Source organism: Mesorhizobium sp. M0136, from assembly GCF_040322515.1.
GTDB lineage: Bacteria > Pseudomonadota > Alphaproteobacteria > Rhizobiales > Rhizobiaceae > Mesorhizobium.
In genome coordinates this window covers 92,163-107,535 of the sequence record NZ_JAMYTP010000014.1, presented here as the reverse complement: position 1 = coordinate 107,535, position 15,373 = coordinate 92,163, and the positions used below count along the sequence as shown (strand labels likewise).

The window sequence follows — 15,373 nt, the reverse complement described above, 5'->3', positions numbered from 1 at the left end:
AAAATGGACAGCCACACCTACCCCGTTACCCGCACCGATGCCGAATGGCGCGCCCGGCTGACGCCCGAGCAATATGCGGTGATGCGCAACGATGGCACCGAGCGGCCGGGAAGCTGCGCCCTGCTGCACGAGAAGCGCGCCGGCACCTTCTCCTGCGTCGGCTGCGACCAGCCCTTGTTTGAATCCAACCTGAAATTCGAGAGCGGCACCGGCTGGCCGAGCTTCAACGATCCCGTGCCGGGCTCGGTCGAGACCACCGTCGACCGCAGCTACGGCATGGTCCGTACCGAGTGCCATTGCGCCCGCTGCGGCAGCCATCTCGGCCATGTCTTCGAGGACGGCCCGCCGCCGACCGGCCTGCGCTATTGCATCAACGGCGTGGCGCTCAAATTCGAGCCGGCCGCCTGATCGTCAGGCCACGACCACCAGGATCAGCCACAACGTGGCGCCAAGCGTCATCAGCGAGGCCTTGGCGCCACTCGATTTTCCGGCAGTTCGCCAAACCGCAAAGGTCAGGAAGATATTATAGGGCACCGGCGCGAAATGCACCGCCAGGACTAGCGCAAGCGGCAGCTTCAGCCCAAGCAGAATGAGCGCCGCCACCGACAACGCGACGTTGATCGCTGTGCCGACAACGACCATGTCGCGCCAGAACAGCCGATCGAGCGGCACGCCGCCCAGCCAGCGTGAGCGGAAGAAGGCGGCAACTCGCGACATAATCGTCATCGATCGACCGGCTCCCTCGCTCTGCTCACCAGAGCGGTTCTAAGGATTGCGTCTGGAAATCCTGCTTTATTCCTGACCCAGAACTTCGGCAATCGCGCGCTCGAAACGTGAGGCTTCCGTAACCAGCCAGTCGGTCATCGCCGGCCAATTGTCTTCGGCAAAACAATTCACCCGCCACATCGAATTGATGCCGAGGCCGTCGCAACTTTGTTCTGGCCTGAGCTTCAGCCTGTCTTCGATGGCCGGCTGGAACGGCTTCAACCGTGACCAGGCTTGCGTGGCACCGAGTTTCTCGTTGCGGCCGAAGAAGACGCCGACATGATTGTGCGCAGGCGCGACATACATGGAAATGACCAATGCGAAATCGGGCAGCCCACGCTGCCAGAACCACGGTCCGCGCCTCGCCAGCAGAGCCCTTTCATCCGGATGCCGTTCCGCGAACAGCGTCCAGAAGCTGCGTTGGCGGAATTCAGAGGCGCGGCGGGCGCCAAAATCGAATTCGCTCATGGTTCGATGCTCGCTCCAGCATCAGGCCGAGACTGTTGCCGAGACGGTTTCGAAAATTCGCTCTGGCGGGTCGTATGGTGGTGGTTTCGAGAACCGGAGCGCAGCGGACTTTTAGGTCCGTGAGCATCGGAAGCGCCGAAAACACCATCGGATTGCCGCCGGAGTAGAATTTCCAGACAGTCTCTACACCATTCCAAGCGCGGCCTTGTAGAGGTCGAGAATGGATTCCTCTTCCTGCCGCTCGGCCTGGTCTTTCTTGCGCAGCCGGATGATCGACCGCATCGCCTTGGTGTCGAAGCCGGTGCCCTTGGCCTCTGCAAACACTTCCTTGATGTCGTCGGCAATCGTCTTCTTCTCTTCCTCGAGCCGCTCGATGCGTTCGATGAAGGCGCGCAGCTGGCCGGCGGCAACAGTCTGGCTGGTCTCTGTGATGTCGTCGGCCATATTCTTCTCTCCGCGTCGTTTCTCGCCGCGACTCGGGGGTGACCCGAGCGGCGAATTGCAGCGGTTCGATGCCCGACCGGGCGCGGCGGGTCAAGGTGCTATCGATGCGGCATGAAGGGGTTGGGCACGCCTTAAGGTGTGTTGAGATTCAGGTCAGGCCGAGCCGAAAACGACGGCTGCCGAGAACCGGAGCGGAGCGCACCTGAGTACGTGAGCACCGGAAGCGCAGGAAGCCGGCGTTTGCAGGCCGGCATCACCTGAATCTCAGCACACCTTACCCGAATGCGATCAGCAGATCCTTTGCATCGATCTGGTCGCCGGCCTTGACCAGCACCTCGGCTATGGTGCCGTCGCGTTCGGCATGCAACGCCGTTTCCATTTTCATCGCTTCGATCGACAGCAGCACGTCACCGGCCTTTACCGCCTGGCCGGCAGCGACCGCAAGCGCCGAGACGACGCCAGGCATCGGCGCGCCGACATGCGCCTCATTGCCCGGCTCCGCCTTGCGTCGTACCTTGGCAGCAGAGGCGCCATGCGCCCGGTCCGGCACCTTCACCCGGCGCGGCTGCCCGTTGAGCTCGAAGAACACGGTGACCATGCCCTTTTCGTCGACATCGCCCATGGCAAGGCAGCGCACCACCAGCGTCTTGCCTTTTTCGATATCGACGAAAATCTCGTCTTCCGGCTTCATTCCGTAGAAATAGGTCGGGGTCGGCAGCACGCTGACCGGCCCGTAGGTCTCCTGCGCGGCGGCAAAATCGGAAAGCACCTTCGGATACATCAGCCACGACGCGAACTCGAATTCACTAAGCTTCCGCTCGAGTTTTTGCTCGACCTCCGTGCGACTGGCCTTGAGGTCCGCCGGTTTGAGCAGCGAACCCGGCCGCGCCGTGATCGGCTTTTCGCCCTTCAGCACCTTCTTCTGCAATGGCTTTGGCCAGCCGCCCGGCGACTGGCCGAGATCGCCGCGCAACATCGACACCACCGAATCCGGGAAGGCGATGTCCCTCGCCGGATTCTCGACGTCGGCGACGGTCAGGTCCTGGCTGACCATCATCAGCGCCATGTCGCCGACGACCTTGGACGACGGCGTCACCTTGACGATGTCGCCGAACATCAGATTGACGTCGTGATAGGTCTGCGCCACTTCGTGCCAGCGTGTCTCCAGCCCGAGCGAGCGCGCCTGTTCCTTGAGGTTGGTGAACTGCCCGCCCGGCATTTCATGCAGATAGACCTCCGATGCCGGCCCCTTCAGGTCGCTTTCAAAGGCGGCGTACTGGTTGCGCACCGCCTCCCAGTAGAACGAGATGTTCCTGATCCATTGCGGGTCGAGGCCCGGGTCGCGCTCGGTGCCTTTCAGCGCCTCGACGATCGAACCCAGGCACGGCTGCGAGGTGTTGCCCGATAGCGAATCCATCGCCGCGTCGATGGCGTCGACGCCGCTCTCCACCGCCGCCAGCACGGTTGCCGCCGACAGGCCGGATGTGTCGTGGGTGTGGAAGTGGATCGGCAGGTCCGTCGCCTCGCGCAGCGCCTTGAACAGCACGCGGGCCGCCGCCGGTTTCAAAAGCCCGGCCATATCCTTGACGGCGATGATATGGGCGCCTGCCGACTGCAATTCCCTGGCCAGGCCGACATAATATTTCAGATCGTATTTGGCCCGCGCCGGATCGAGTATGTCGCCGGTATAACAGATCGCCGCTTCGATCAGCTTGCCCTCGGCGCCGACCGCATCCATGGCGACGCGCATGTTCTCGACCCAGTTCAGGCAGTCGAAGACGCGAAACAGGTCGATGCCGCCGGCAGCGGCCTGGCGGACGAAATGCTGGACGACGTTATCGGGATAGTTGGTATAGCCCACGCCATTGGCGCCGCGCAGAAGCATCTGCAGAAGAAGGTTGGGTGCCGCCTCGCGCACTTTGCTCAGCCGCTCCCATGGGTCCTCGGTGAGAAAGCGCATGGCGACGTCGAATGTGGCGCCGCCCCAGCATTCGAGCGACAAAAGCTGCGGCAGAGCACGCGCATAGGTGCCGGCAATTCCGGCGATGTCATAGGTGCGCACACGCGTCGCGAGCAAGGATTGATGCCCGTCGCGCATTGTCGTGTCGGTGACCAGCACCTCTTTTTGCTCGCGCATCCAGGCGGCGAATTTCTCCGGCCCGAGCACGTCGAACTTCTGCTTGCTGCCTTGAGGCACATTGCCGTTGAGATATGGCACCACCGGCGGCGCCGCATCGGCCTTTGGCTGCGGCCGGCCGCGCGTCTCGGGATGGCCATTGACCGAAACATCGGCAAGATAGTTGAGCAGCTTGGTCGCGCGGTCCTGCCGCTTCACACTGGCGAACAGTTCCGGCGTCGTGTCGATGAACTTGGTGGTATAGGAATTGTCGGCGAAGCTCCGGTGATTGATGATCGCCTCGAGGAAGGTGAGATTGGTCGCCACGCCGCGGATACGGAATTCGCGCAGCGCCCGGTTCATGCGGGCAATGGTCTCGGCCGGCGTCGGCGCCCACGCCGTCACCTTTTCCAGCAGCGGATCGTAGAAGCGGGTGATCACCGCGCCCGAATAGGCGGTGCCCCCATCAAGGCGGATGCCGAAGCCGGTGGCACCGCGATAGGCGGTGATGCGGCCATAATCGGGGATGAAATTATGCTCGGGATCTTCCGTGGTGATGCGGCACTGCAGGGCGTGACCGTTGAGCCTGATGTCCTTTTGCGCCGGCACGCCCGATTCCGCCGTGCCGATGGCAAAGCCGTCGAGGATATGGATCTGCGCCTTGACGATGTCGATGCCGGTCACCTGTTCGGTGACGGTGTGCTCGACCTGGATGCGCGGATTGACCTCGATGAAATAGAATTTTCCGGTGTCGGCATCCTGCAGGAACTCGACCGTGCCGGCGCCGATATAGCTGGTTTGGCGCGCAATTCTCAGCGCGTAGCCGCAAAGCTCTTCGCGTTGTGACATTTCGAGATACGGCGCCGGCGCCCGCTCGACGACCTTCTGGTTGCGGCGCTGGATCGAACAGTCGCGCTCGAACAGGTGCACGGCGTTGCCTTGGCGGTCGCCCAGCACCTGCACCTCGACATGGCGGGCGCGCTCGATCAGCTTCTCGAGATAGACCTCGTCCTTGCCGAAAGCCGCCTTCGCCTCACGCTTGCCCTCCATGACCTCGCGGGCGAGATCGGCCTCGGAGCGGATGGCGCGCATGCCGCGGCCGCCGCCGCCCCAGGATGCCTTGAGCATCACCGGGTAGCCGATCGTCCTGGCGAGTTCCCTTACCGCCGCCATGTCGTCCGGCAAGGGATCGGTAGCGGGAATTACCGGCACGCCGACTTCGATCGCGAGATTGCGCGCGGCGACCTTGTTGCCCAGCCTGCGCATCGTATCGGGCTTTGGCCCGATGAAGATGATGCCGGCCTTGGCGCAGGCCTCGGCGAATTCCGGGCTCTCCGACAGCAGCCCGTAACCCGGATGGATGGCGTCGGCGCCCGAAAGCCTGGCGACGCGGATAACCTCCTCGATCGAAAGATAGCTTTCGATCGGCCCCATATCCCTGGCCAGATGCGGCCCGCGCCCGACCTGGTAACTTTCGTCGGCCTTGAAGCGATGCAGGGAGTATTTGTCCTCCTCTGCCCAGATCGCCACGGTTTTAAGGCCGAGCTCATTGGCCGCGCGGAAGACGCGGATGGCTATTTCGGAGCGGTTGGCGACAAGGATCTTCGAGATTGCCAAGGACAGGGCTCCGGACGCGGGGAAGGGAACTGCCGGACATGATTAGCGCGAAAATGCTGCAGTGCAAACAAAATCGAAAAGGGGGATTAAACCGATTTAGTATGATCTATCGCGTTGACGCATTGCGTGTCGACCCGGACAACGCCTGGGGCAGTCCGGGTCCAGGCATTTGGGAAACCCCATGAAAAATGCCCGGCGCGAGGCGCCGGGCATTTTTCATATAGCAACGTCCGGTTATTTGCCGGGTTCGTTCTCGACATAGGTGTACTTGCCGTCGTCACCCTTCTTCCAGGTGTACATGACGTAGTCCGGACGGGTGATATCGCCCTTTGCGTCGTAGCCGATCTCGCCGATCGCAGTCTTCCAGGGGCCGGCCGACTTGATGGTCTCGGCTACCTTCTGAGCATCATCGGCTGAGCCGGTCTTGGTGATGGCGGCCGCGATGATTTCCATCGCTGCATAGGAGTAGAGGGTGTAGGCCTCAGGCTCGAAGCCGGCCGCACGGAACTTCTCGACGAGTTCCTTGGCGTTCGGATTCTTGCGCGGATCCGGAGCGAACGTCATCAGCGTGCCCTCGACGGCGTCGCCGGCGATGGAGGCCAATTCGTTCGACACGATGCCGTCGCCGGACATGAAGGTTGCCTTGAGGCCCTGGTCGGCGAGCTGGCGTATGATCAGGCCGGCTTCGGTGTGCAGGCCGCCATAGTAGACGACCGAGACGCCCGCATCCTTCATCTTGGCGATGAGGGCCGAGAAATCCTTGTCGCCGACATTGATGCCTTCATACATGGCCTCAGTCACGCCGTTGGCTGCGAGCGCCTTCTTGGTTTCGTCGGCGAGGCCCTGGCCATAAGGCGTCTTGTCATGGATGACAGCGATCTTGGCATCCTTGAAGTTCGCCGCGAGATAGTCGCCAGCGACCTTGCCCTGCTGATCGTCGCGTCCGCAGGTGCGGAAGGTGTTCCACATGCCACGTTCGGTGAACTTCGGATTGGTCGCGGCCGGCGTGATCTCGAGGATACCGTTCTCGGCGTAGACTTCCGATGCCGGGATCGAGACGCCGGAGTTGAAGTGGCCATCGACGTACTTGACGCCGTCGGCGACGAACTTGTTGGCGACCGAGATGCCTTGCTTGGGATCGGAGACGTCGTCGCCGACTTCAAGCTTGAGCTGCTGGCCAAGAACGCCGCCCGCCGCATTGATATCGGCGACTGCCTGTTCGGCACCCTTCTGAAGCTGGGCACCGAACGCTGCGTTCGGACCGGTGATCGGACCGGCAACGCCGATCAGGATGTCAGCCCACGCGTTGCCGCTGAACGCGACAAGCGCGGTCAGGGCGACGGCGGACAAAAGTGACTTTTTCATTGAAACGCTCCCATTTACCGAGTGGGCGTGGATGTTGCTTTCATGCGATGCCCACCCTTGCTCGCAGAAAGAGTACTTTGCCGATTTTCAGGCACTTGTCACGCCGATTCATCCCTGAAACGCCGTTAATGATAAATGTCAACCTTTCGGTTTCCAGCTCAAAAGAGAGGCTCTTTCGTAAAGCCAATTATACTGCGTTACCATCTGGTTCGTGCGCGTGTATTGGTAGCCAATGAAGCCCAATATCATCAGCACGATGGTATCGACCACGTAGTAATGCAGCGAAAACATCGTTCCGCCGAACAGCGCATGATGGATGAATCTTACGCCGATGCCGAGCCCCAGCATATAGGCGAATAGCTGGGCGAAGCTGCGCCATGTTTGGGCACACGCCTTGCCCGTCATCCAGGCCGCCCAGCCGCCGAGCAGGCAGGTGACGAAAAAGAACTGCCAAATCGAGGGTTCCTCATAAAGAATGCCCTGCATGATGAAGACTCCTGATACTCAGTGATGGCCGCCCTCGAGATAGGCGGCGCGCACTTCCGGATTGGCGAGCAGTTCCTTGCCGGTGCCGCTCATCGTCACATTGCCGTTGACCATGACATAGCCGCGCGTGGCGAGCTTCAGTGCGCCGAAGGCGTTCTGCTCGACCAGGAACACGGTCAGTCCCTGCGTGCGGTTCAGCTCGCGAATGGCGTCGAATATCTGCTTGACGATCAGCGGCGCCAGGCCTAGCGACGGCTCATCCAGCAAGAGCAGCTTCGGCCTTGCCATCAGCGCGCGGCCGATCGACAGCATCTGCTGCTCGCCGCCCGAAAGCGTGCCGCCACGTTGGCCGACGCGTTCCTTGAGCCGCGGGAACAGCGTAAAGACCCTTTCGACGTCCTCGTCGTAATGCTTGAGACCGTCGAGGCTGGCGCCCATCTGCAGGTTTTCCATCACCGTCATGCGCGGAAAGATGCGCCGGCCCTCCGGCGACTGCGCGATACGCATGCGTGCGATCTCGTGGGTTGGCATCTGGGTGATATCGGTGCCGGCGAAGGTGATAGTGCCGGCACGAGCGCGCGGAGCACCGAAGATGGTCATCATCAGTGTCGATTTGCCGGCGCCGTTGGCGCCGATCAGCGCCACGATCTCGCCCTGTTTGACGGTGACGTCGACGCCGTTCAGCGCCCTGATGTTGCCGTAGTAGGTCTGGACGCCCTTGATATCGAGCAGCGTTGTGCCGGCCATTATTTCCGCCCCCCACGCCGATTAGAGGTGCCGGGAGTTTTCGACTTCGCCGGAGCCTTGCCCGGCTTTGCCGTGGAAGATTTCGCGGCCGATTTGGCTTTGGCCGGCGATCCGGACTTTGCAGCAGCAGCGCTCGACCTTGCATCGATCTGCCCGGCCTTCGAAGCGCCCTTTGACACTGTGACGCGTTCGCCCTCGCTATGGCCGACGGTATCGGCCACCGGTCCGGCGAGATAGGAAGACGATGTGCCCGGTCCATGCGCGGCATCCGGACCCGTATCCAGTTGCTCGATGACGTCCTCGTCGCCGACTTCGGTCAGTACCGTCTCGACGTCCTCGTCTTCGACGCCGAGATAGGCGGCAATGACGCGCGGGTCGGTTCGTACCGATTGCGGGTTGCCGTCGGAGATCTTGCGCCCGTATTCGAGGACGACGACATGGTCTGAAATCTGCATGACCACCGCCATGTCGTGCTCGATCAAAAGGATCGAGGTGCCGGTGTTGTCCTTGATGTCCATCAGCAGCGCATTGAGCGCCGCCGATTCCTTCGGATTAAGGCCGGCGGCCGGCTCGTCGAGGCACAGAAGCTCAGGGCCGGTGCACATGGCGCGAGCAATTTCGAGCCGTCGCTGCGCGCCATATGGCAGATCGCCGGCAGGATCGTCGGCGCGGTCGACGAGATCGGCCTTCTCCAGCCAGTGCTCGGCGAGTTCAACCGATTCCGCCGAAGCCTGTCTGTATCCGCTATAACCGAACAGGCCGAGAACGGTATAGCCGGACGCCTTCATCAGCTTGTTGTGCTGGGCCACCAGCAGGTTCTCCAGCAGCGTCATGCCCGAGAACAGGCGGATGTTCTGGAAGGTGCGCGCCACTTTGGCCCGCGCCGGGATCTCATGGTTCGGCAGGCGTTCGAGCAGGAAGGTCGAGCCGTCGCGCCGGTTGAGCGTGATCATGCCTTCCGACGGCTTGTAGAAACCGGTGATGCAATTGAACACGGTGGTCTTGCCGGCGCCGTTGGGGCCGATCAGCGCGGTGATCTCGCCACGTTTGGCCTGGAATGACAAATCGCCGATGGCGATGAGACCGCCGAACTTCATCGACAGATGCTCGACCTGCAGGATGGCATCGTTCACGGAGGGGCTCGCGTTCATCAGCCGTGTCCCTCCTTGGTGAAGGACCCGGACACCGCCCTGCGCACCTTGAGGAAGGCTGTCGGCTCGCGGCTGCCGACGAAGCCACGCGGCTTCCACAGCATGACGATGACCATGGCCATGCCGAACAACAGCATGCGATAAAGCTCCGGCGTGAAGTCGGGGCCGAACCCGGGTATGACCTTGATGTTGCCCCAACTCAGGCCGGTCTTGAGGAAATCCAGTTCGCGCAGGATTTCGGTGCCGCCGATCATCACCATGGCGGCGACGGCAATGCCGACCAGCGAGCCCATGCCGCCAAGCACGACGATGGCAAGGATGATCGCCGATTCCAGGAAGACGAAGGATTCCGGGCTGACGAAGCCTTGCCGCGCGGCGAAGAACGAGCCGGCAAAGCCGCCGAACATCGCGCCCGTGGCAAAGGCCGTGAGCTTGGTGGTGGTGGTGTTGATGCCGAGCGAGCGGCAGGCGATCTCGTCCTCGCGCAGCGCTTCCCAGGCGCGGCCGACCGGCAGGCGCCTGAGCCTCACCGTGACGAAGGCGGTCAGCAGGCAGAGTCCAAGGATCAGGTAGTAGAGGAAGATCTTGTAGTAGGCACCGGACTGCGCGATGCCGAGCACCTTGGAGATGTAGTTCGGGTCGGAGACGTTGAACGACATCAGGCCGAAGAACGAGACCTTCGGGATGCCGGAAATCCCGGCCGAGCCGTTGGTCACTTCGCGCCAGTTGATGATCACCAGCCTTATGATCTCGCCGAAAGCGAGCGTCACGATCGCCAGATAGTCACCGCGCAGGCGCAGCACAGGGAAGCCCAGCATCACGCCCCAGAATGCAGCCATCAGGCCGGCGGCGGGCAGCAGGATCCAGAAGGAAAGGCCGTAATGCGTGCCGAGCAGCGCATAGGCATAGGCACCGACGGCGTAGAAGGCGACATAACCTAGGTCCAGCAGGCCGGCCAAGCCAATAACGATATTCAACCCCCAGGCCAGCATCACGTAGATCAGGATCTGGATGCCGAAATTGTCGACATACTTCAGCGAACCCTGGAAACCGGCCGCCATGGACCCGGCATATAGCGCCAGCACCAACACCACGATAATCGGGTAGAGCGCCAGTGCGGTTATGCCCAATGCCGAGAAATGAGAATGAATGAAGGCCCGGAACCGATATATCAGCCAGGCTAGCGCATAGATGATTGCAAGTGCCCGCAGGAACCGCACAAAATCGGAAAGTTCCGGCCCTAAAGCCTCGGTCAGGAAGCCGCTGAGCGCGAGCAGAATAACGGCGACGGCGAGCGCCACGATGAACGCGGGAAGGCGGAAGAATCGCGAAGCCAGGCTGACCGGCAGCAGGCCGGTGGCGACATCGACGATCTTCTGGTTCGCCAGGAAGGGCTGGCCATAGGCGACATAAAGGAAGCGTCCGGCCATGGTGGCGATCACGACGCCGGCGAGCAAGCCCCAGCGCTGCACCAGGATCAGTTCGTTGGAGATGTTCTGGTCGGTCTTCAGGCCGATGAACAGCACGAACAGGCCAAGCGAGATGGCGCCGGCATAGAGCGCTTCGCGAAAAGCGCGCTGGACCGGGGTGGCGACGACGGTGCTTTCCGGAGACACGGTAACCGCCATGATCTCAGACCTTTTCGACTTCTGGCCGGCCGAGAATGCCGGAAGGCAGGAAGATCAGCACGATCGCCAGGATGGAGAAGGCGGCGACGTCCTTGTAGTCGATCGAGAAATAAGCCGACCACATGCTTTCGATGAAACCAATCATCAGCCCGCCGAGCACGGCGCCGGGCAGTGAGCCGATGCCGCCGAGCACCGCGGCAGTAAACGCCTTCACACCGGGCGTAAAGCCGTCGGAAAACACCACCACGCCGTAATACATCAGGAACAACGTGCCGGCGACGGCGGCAAGGGCGGCGCCCATGATGAAGGTGATCGAGATGGTGCGATCGACGTCGACGCCGAGCAGTGCGGCCATCTTGCGATCCTGCTCGCAGGCGCGCTGCGCCCGGCCGAGCGAGGTCTTGTTGACCAGGTACCAGAACACCGCGAGCAGGACTATGGTGACCAGGACGATGATGATCTGCTTCAGCGAGACGCTGATGCCTTCGATGTTGTAGACCGTGGACACCATTGGCGGGACCGGCTTGTTGCGCGGCCCTTGCGTCACCTGGACGAAATTGGACAGCGCAATCGACATGCCGATCGCAGTGATCAGCGGCGCCAGCCGGAATGAACCACGCAAAGGCCGGTAGGCCACCTTCTCGATCGTCCAATTATACAGGCTGGTCAGCAGCATCGCGACGATCATCATGATCAGCAGCGCAACGACGATCGGCAGCGAATAGAACAACGCACCGAGGATAAGGAAAACGATGAGCGCGGTGAAAGCGCCGATCATGAAAATGTCGCCATGGGCGAAATTGATCATGCCGATGATGCCGTAGACCATCGTATAGCCGATCGCTATCAGCCCATAGATCGATCCCAGCGTCAGCCCGTTGATAAGCTGCTGGACAAAATACTGCATGCTGTCGTGGCTCCCCTGGAATGTCGCCCATGCAGACGCATTCCTTTTCGTATTTTCCCTAGTCGTAAAGTGTCGAGCCCGGATTGCAACGTGATTTTTCGATCATTACGCGTGTTTTCGCCGCACGTCGTCCGATTGCCCGTTTTGTTCCCGTCCGCCCCCTGGACCATCGCGGACCCTACCATTGGCCTAACGCAATGTCTTTGACGATTCAATCGCAGCATGCGCCCCATGTCGAAGAAATCGCCGTCAAAATAAGTTGATGGGCGGGATCGTTGCGCCGTCGAAGGCAATCCGTTTGCGCTCTCTGTCTTTCCCTAACGTCAGCGTTTTCTCTATTTGACGACGAAGCCGTGTGCAAACGGGTCGCGGTCGTCGATGAAGATCGTGTTCAATCCAGTCATCCGCGCCCACCCGCCGATCGACGGAATGATTGCCGGCTTGCCGGCGACGGTGACCTCTTTCGCCACCCTGCCCTTGAACAGCGACCCGATGATCGATTCATGAACGAAGTCGTCGCCGACCCCAAGCTTGCCCTTGGCGTGAAGCTGCGCCATCCGCGCCGAGGTGCCGGTGCCGCAGGGCGAGCGGTCGATTGCCTTGTCGCCGTAGAAGACGGCGTTGCGGGCATCGGCTTGCGGGTTGGTCGGCGCGCCGGTCCACAATATGTGCGACAGCTTGTCGATGCCGGGATTCTCCGGGTGGACGAAGGAATATTTCTCGTTGAGCCGCTGCCGCACCACCGGGCTCCAGGCGATCAGCTCGCCGGCCGAATGGTCGGCCATGTCGCGATAGTTCTTTTGCGGTTCGACGATGGCGTAGAAATTGCCGCCGTAGGCGACATCGACGCTGATCTCGCCGAGCCCGGGGCATTCGACCGTCAGTCCCTCGGCATAGAGGAAGGACGGCACATTGGTGATGCGCACCTCCTCGACATAATCGCCGACTTGGCTGTACTCGGCGACGACCACGCCCGCCGGCGTATCCAACCTGAGCACGCCCGGCGTCTTCGGCTTGATCAATCCATTTTCGACGGCAAAGGTCACCGTGCCGATGGTGCCATGGCCGCACATCGGCAGGCAGCCCGAGGTTTCGATGAACAGGATGGCGATGTCGCAATCTTCACGCGTCGGCGGATAGAGGATCGAGCCGGACATCATGTCATGGCCGCGTGGCTCGAACATCAGGCCGGTGCGGATCCAGTCGTATTCGGCCAGGAAATGCGCCCGCCGCTCCATCATCGTCGAGCCGTTGAGCAGCGGTCCGCCGCCGGCGACCAGCCGCACCGGATTGCCGCAGGTGTGGCCGTCTATGCAGAAGAAGGAATGCTTGGCCATGCCGGCTCCCAACTGAATGTCTTCGATCTCAAAATCGTTGCGGGCTGAACGGACCGAGATCGAGCGATGGACTCTGCCCGAGAACGAGCTCGCGGATCAAGCGTCCGGTCGCCGCGGCCTGGGTCAGGCCGAGGTGACCATGACCGAAACCGTACACCACCAACGGCGTTTTTTGCGACTGCCCGATCACCGGCAGCGAATCCGGCAGCGACGGCCGGAACCCCATCCATTCGCGCCCATTGGCCGGATCCAGTCCCGGCAGGAATTTCTGCGCCTTTTCGAGCAGCGCTTTCGAGCGCGCATAATTGGGCGGCCTTTCAAGCCCGCCGAGTTCGACCGCGCCACCGACGCGCAGGCCCGTCTCGAGCGGCGTGATGACGAAGCCATGCCCGGAAAAGATCAATTGCCGCCTTACGTCGAAGGCAGTCTTCGGCAGCGTCGTGTTGTAGCCACGCTCGGTCTCCAGCGGGATTCCGTCGCCGAGATGTCTCGCCAGCAGGTGCGACCAGGCCCCGGCAGCGATGACGAGATGCTTCGCCCGTCGCCTCGTGCCGTCGGCCATGGTCAGGATCGCGCCGTCCTGTCCCGCCTCGACACGCTTGATCCGGGCCCTTTCGAACCCGGCGCCCAACCTCTCGGCATAGGCCCATAACGCCTTTCCAAGCCGCTTGGGGTCGGCGACGGTTTTCCACCCCGGCACGAACGTTCCCTTGACGAAGCGCGGCGACAGACCGGGCTGCAAGGCGGCGAGAGCGCTCCCCTCGACATGGCTGAAGCCGATGCCGAAGCGCTGCCTTGCCGCCCAGCCGGGCAGTGAGGCCTTGAACTCGGCTTCGCTTTCGTAGAGTTCGAGCGAGCCGTCCTCGTGCAGCATCGGCCGTGTGCCGGAACGGTCGAGCAAACCCATCCATTCCGCCTCGGCGAGCTTCATCATCCCGGCCTGTGCGGCAAGGCCGGCTTCATAGCGGTCGCTTCGGCCGGCGCGCCAGAAGCGGACCAGCCAGGGCAGCAGCTTCAGCAGATAGGCGGGTGGGATGCTGAGCGGGCCGAGCGGGTCGGCGAGCCATTTCGGCAGCTGCCTGATCATCCCCTTGTGGGCGAGCGGCAGCACGTCGGAGAAGGCAAAGGCGGCGGCATTGCCGGAACTGGTCTCCTCGCAGATCCCCGTCCGATCGAAGATCGTGACGTTTCGCCCCGCCTCGGCCAGAAATGCGGCAGCGCAGATGCCGATAATGCCGCCACCAATGATGGCGACATCGAGCGTAGCATTGTCATTCATTGCCATGCGCCGCGCTGCACATCTGCAAACACCCTCGAAGGCACTGGATCAGAATGCCGGCAGTTGCGGCCGCACGGCCAGCGCATCCCTGACGACCTTTTCGACTGCCTTGCGCCGCTCGCCCGACAATGGCTGGCGCGGCATGCGCACGCGGTCGTTGGTGTTGATCGCCAAGACTTCGGCGAGTTTGATGTTCTGCACCAGATAGGTCGAGACGTCGAGGTCGAGCAGCGGCCGGAACCAGCGGTAGATCTTCAACGCCTCCTCGCGGCGGCCCTGTCTCATCAACTGATAGATGGCGACGGTCTCGCGCGGGAACGCGGTGACCAAGCCCGCCACCCAGCCGATGGCGCCGACCGACAGCGCCTCAAAGGCGAGATTGTCGACGCCGGTGAACAAGTCGTAGCGGTCGCCGAGGCGGTTGATGATCTCGGTCGAGCGGCGGATGTCGTCTGAGGACTCTTTTATGGCGACGAAGCGCTGGTCCTTGGCCAACTCCTCCATCTGGTCGACGGTGACATCGACGCGATAGGCAAGCCGGTTGGAGTAGATCATCACCGGCAGGTCGCCGGCCGCGGCGACGGCGCTGAGTGCCGCGACCGTCTCCTCGGCATTGGTATGGTAGATCGGGCTCGGCACCACCATCAAACCGTTGGCGCCTTCCTTGGCGGCGCGGCGTGCGATCGCCGCCGCCTCGCGTGTACCGGCCTCGTTGACCGTCAACAGCACCGGTTTTTTGCCGGCGATCTTCTGGGCGGTCTTCAGCACCGCGATCTTCTCGTCATGCGACAGCATCGGGCCTTCGCCGAGCGACCCGCAGACGATGATGCCGTCACAGCCGGCCTCCATCTGCAGCGCAAAGCAGCGCTCCATCTCGGCATGGTCGAGGCCGTCGCCCTCGGTGAATTTGGTCGTAACGGCGGGGAAGACTCCGGCCCACATGTCGATCGCTCCATCTGATATATCAGTCGTATATTTCTTAAGAAGCCGGCTGTCAACGTTGAATCTGATATGATATATCAACAATATATCAGGAGATGGCGCATTGGTATATGACAGCCCG

General features: G+C 61.9%; 14 protein-coding genes. 1 reads left to right on the top strand and 13 read right to left on the bottom strand.

Annotated elements, in window-relative coordinates:
* Positions 1-3 precede the first annotated feature (3 nt).
* A complete protein-coding gene (gene msrB / locus NKJ35_RS18340) occupies positions 4-408 on the top strand; it encodes a peptide-methionine (R)-S-oxide reductase MsrB (protein ID WP_352648985.1) in 405 nt (134 codons plus the stop codon).
* Positions 409-411: 3 nt separating this feature from the next.
* Here the strand turns inward: msrB and NKJ35_RS18335 are convergent, their stop codons facing one another.
* From NKJ35_RS18335 to NKJ35_RS18275, 13 genes are all read right to left on the bottom strand, one after another.
* Complete coding sequence (locus NKJ35_RS18335) at positions 412-726, bottom strand: hypothetical protein (RefSeq protein WP_254816425.1); 315 nt, start codon at positions 724-726, stop codon at positions 412-414.
* A 66-nt stretch (positions 727-792) separates the two neighbouring features.
* Entirely contained in the window at positions 793-1,233 is a 441-nt protein-coding gene (locus NKJ35_RS18330) for a DUF4268 domain-containing protein (protein ID WP_254816424.1), read from the bottom strand.
* 183 nt (positions 1,234-1,416) lie between these two features.
* Entirely contained in the window at positions 1,417-1,677 is a 261-nt protein-coding gene (locus NKJ35_RS18325) for a DUF2312 domain-containing protein (protein WP_023719653.1), read from the bottom strand.
* Between the two features lie 274 nt (positions 1,678-1,951).
* Complete coding sequence (gene pyc / locus NKJ35_RS18320; RefSeq protein ID WP_352648984.1) at positions 1,952-5,410, bottom strand: pyruvate carboxylase; 3,459 nt, start codon at positions 5,408-5,410, stop codon at positions 1,952-1,954.
* A 234-nt stretch (positions 5,411-5,644) separates the two neighbouring features.
* Positions 5,645-6,775: a branched-chain amino acid ABC transporter substrate-binding protein gene (locus NKJ35_RS18315; protein WP_254816422.1), complete on the bottom strand. Its 1,131-nt coding sequence runs from the start codon at positions 6,773-6,775 to the stop codon at positions 5,645-5,647.
* A 138-nt stretch (positions 6,776-6,913) separates the two neighbouring features.
* The gene (locus NKJ35_RS18310) at positions 6,914-7,261 is read right to left on the bottom strand and encodes a DUF6867 family protein (RefSeq protein ID WP_254816421.1); all 348 of its coding nucleotides are present in this window, start codon (positions 7,259-7,261) and stop codon (positions 6,914-6,916) included.
* Between the two features lie 18 nt (positions 7,262-7,279).
* On the bottom strand, positions 7,280-8,008 hold the full coding sequence (locus NKJ35_RS18305) for an ABC transporter ATP-binding protein (protein WP_254816420.1): 729 nt from the start codon (positions 8,006-8,008) through the stop codon (positions 7,280-7,282).
* Positions 8,008-9,159 carry an ABC transporter ATP-binding protein gene (locus tag NKJ35_RS18300; protein WP_352504919.1) on the bottom strand — a complete coding sequence of 384 codons (1,152 nt, stop codon included), beginning with the start codon at positions 9,157-9,159 and terminating at the stop codon, positions 8,008-8,010. The genes NKJ35_RS18305 and NKJ35_RS18300 overlap by 1 nt, the downstream gene beginning before the upstream one ends.
* Positions 9,159-10,787, bottom strand: coding sequence for a high-affinity branched-chain amino acid ABC transporter permease LivM (livM, locus tag NKJ35_RS18295; RefSeq protein WP_254816419.1), 1,629 nt, complete (start codon positions 10,785-10,787; stop codon positions 9,159-9,161). The genes NKJ35_RS18300 and livM overlap by 1 nt, the downstream gene beginning before the upstream one ends.
* A 4-nt stretch (positions 10,788-10,791) precedes the next feature.
* The gene (locus NKJ35_RS18290; RefSeq protein WP_254816418.1) at positions 10,792-11,694 is read right to left on the bottom strand and encodes a branched-chain amino acid ABC transporter permease; all 903 of its coding nucleotides are present in this window, start codon (positions 11,692-11,694) and stop codon (positions 10,792-10,794) included.
* A gap of 335 nt (positions 11,695-12,029) precedes the next feature.
* Positions 12,030-13,031 (bottom strand): 4-hydroxyproline epimerase, encoded by a 1,002-nt coding sequence (locus tag NKJ35_RS18285; protein WP_352648981.1) that lies wholly within the window; start codon positions 13,029-13,031, stop codon positions 12,030-12,032.
* A 28-nt stretch (positions 13,032-13,059) separates the two neighbouring features.
* Positions 13,060-14,310 carry an NAD(P)/FAD-dependent oxidoreductase gene (locus NKJ35_RS18280; RefSeq protein WP_352648979.1) on the bottom strand — a complete coding sequence of 417 codons (1,251 nt, stop codon included), beginning with the start codon at positions 14,308-14,310 and terminating at the stop codon, positions 13,060-13,062.
* 48 nt (positions 14,311-14,358) lie between these two features.
* The gene (locus NKJ35_RS18275; protein WP_352648977.1) at positions 14,359-15,252 is read right to left on the bottom strand and encodes a dihydrodipicolinate synthase family protein; all 894 of its coding nucleotides are present in this window, start codon (positions 15,250-15,252) and stop codon (positions 14,359-14,361) included.
* Positions 15,253-15,373: the final 121 nt, after the last annotated feature.

Bases quoted from the DNA above. Each gene is read 5' to 3' on its own strand.
- NKJ35_RS18280 (WP_352648979.1), bottom strand. From the start codon at position 14,310: ATGAATGACAATGCTACGCTCGATGTCGCCATCATTGGTGGCGGCATT.
- livM (WP_254816419.1), bottom strand. From the start codon at position 10,787: ATGGCGGTTACCGTGTCTCCGGAAAGCACCGTCGTCGCCACCCCGGTC.
- msrB (WP_352648985.1), top strand. From the start codon at position 4: ATGGACAGCCACACCTACCCCGTTACCCGCACCGATGCCGAATGGCGC.
- NKJ35_RS18275 (WP_352648977.1), bottom strand. From the start codon at position 15,252: ATGTGGGCCGGAGTCTTCCCCGCCGTTACGACCAAATTCACCGAGGGC.
- NKJ35_RS18300 (WP_352504919.1), bottom strand. From the start codon at position 9,159: ATGAACGCGAGCCCCTCCGTGAACGATGCCATCCTGCAGGTCGAGCAT.
- NKJ35_RS18290 (WP_254816418.1), bottom strand. From the start codon at position 11,694: ATGCAGTATTTTGTCCAGCAGCTTATCAACGGGCTGACGCTGGGATCG.
- NKJ35_RS18325 (WP_023719653.1), bottom strand. From the start codon at position 1,677: ATGGCCGACGACATCACAGAGACCAGCCAGACTGTTGCCGCCGGCCAG.
- NKJ35_RS18305 (WP_254816420.1), bottom strand. From the start codon at position 8,008: ATGGCCGGCACAACGCTGCTCGATATCAAGGGCGTCCAGACCTACTAC.
- NKJ35_RS18310 (WP_254816421.1), bottom strand. From the start codon at position 7,261: ATGCAGGGCATTCTTTATGAGGAACCCTCGATTTGGCAGTTCTTTTTC.
- NKJ35_RS18330 (WP_254816424.1), bottom strand. From the start codon at position 1,233: ATGAGCGAATTCGATTTTGGCGCCCGCCGCGCCTCTGAATTCCGCCAA.
- NKJ35_RS18315 (WP_254816422.1), bottom strand. From the start codon at position 6,775: ATGAAAAAGTCACTTTTGTCCGCCGTCGCCCTGACCGCGCTTGTCGCG.
- NKJ35_RS18335 (WP_254816425.1), bottom strand. From the start codon at position 726: ATGACGATTATGTCGCGAGTTGCCGCCTTCTTCCGCTCACGCTGGCTG.
- NKJ35_RS18285 (WP_352648981.1), bottom strand. From the start codon at position 13,031: ATGGCCAAGCATTCCTTCTTCTGCATAGACGGCCACACCTGCGGCAAT.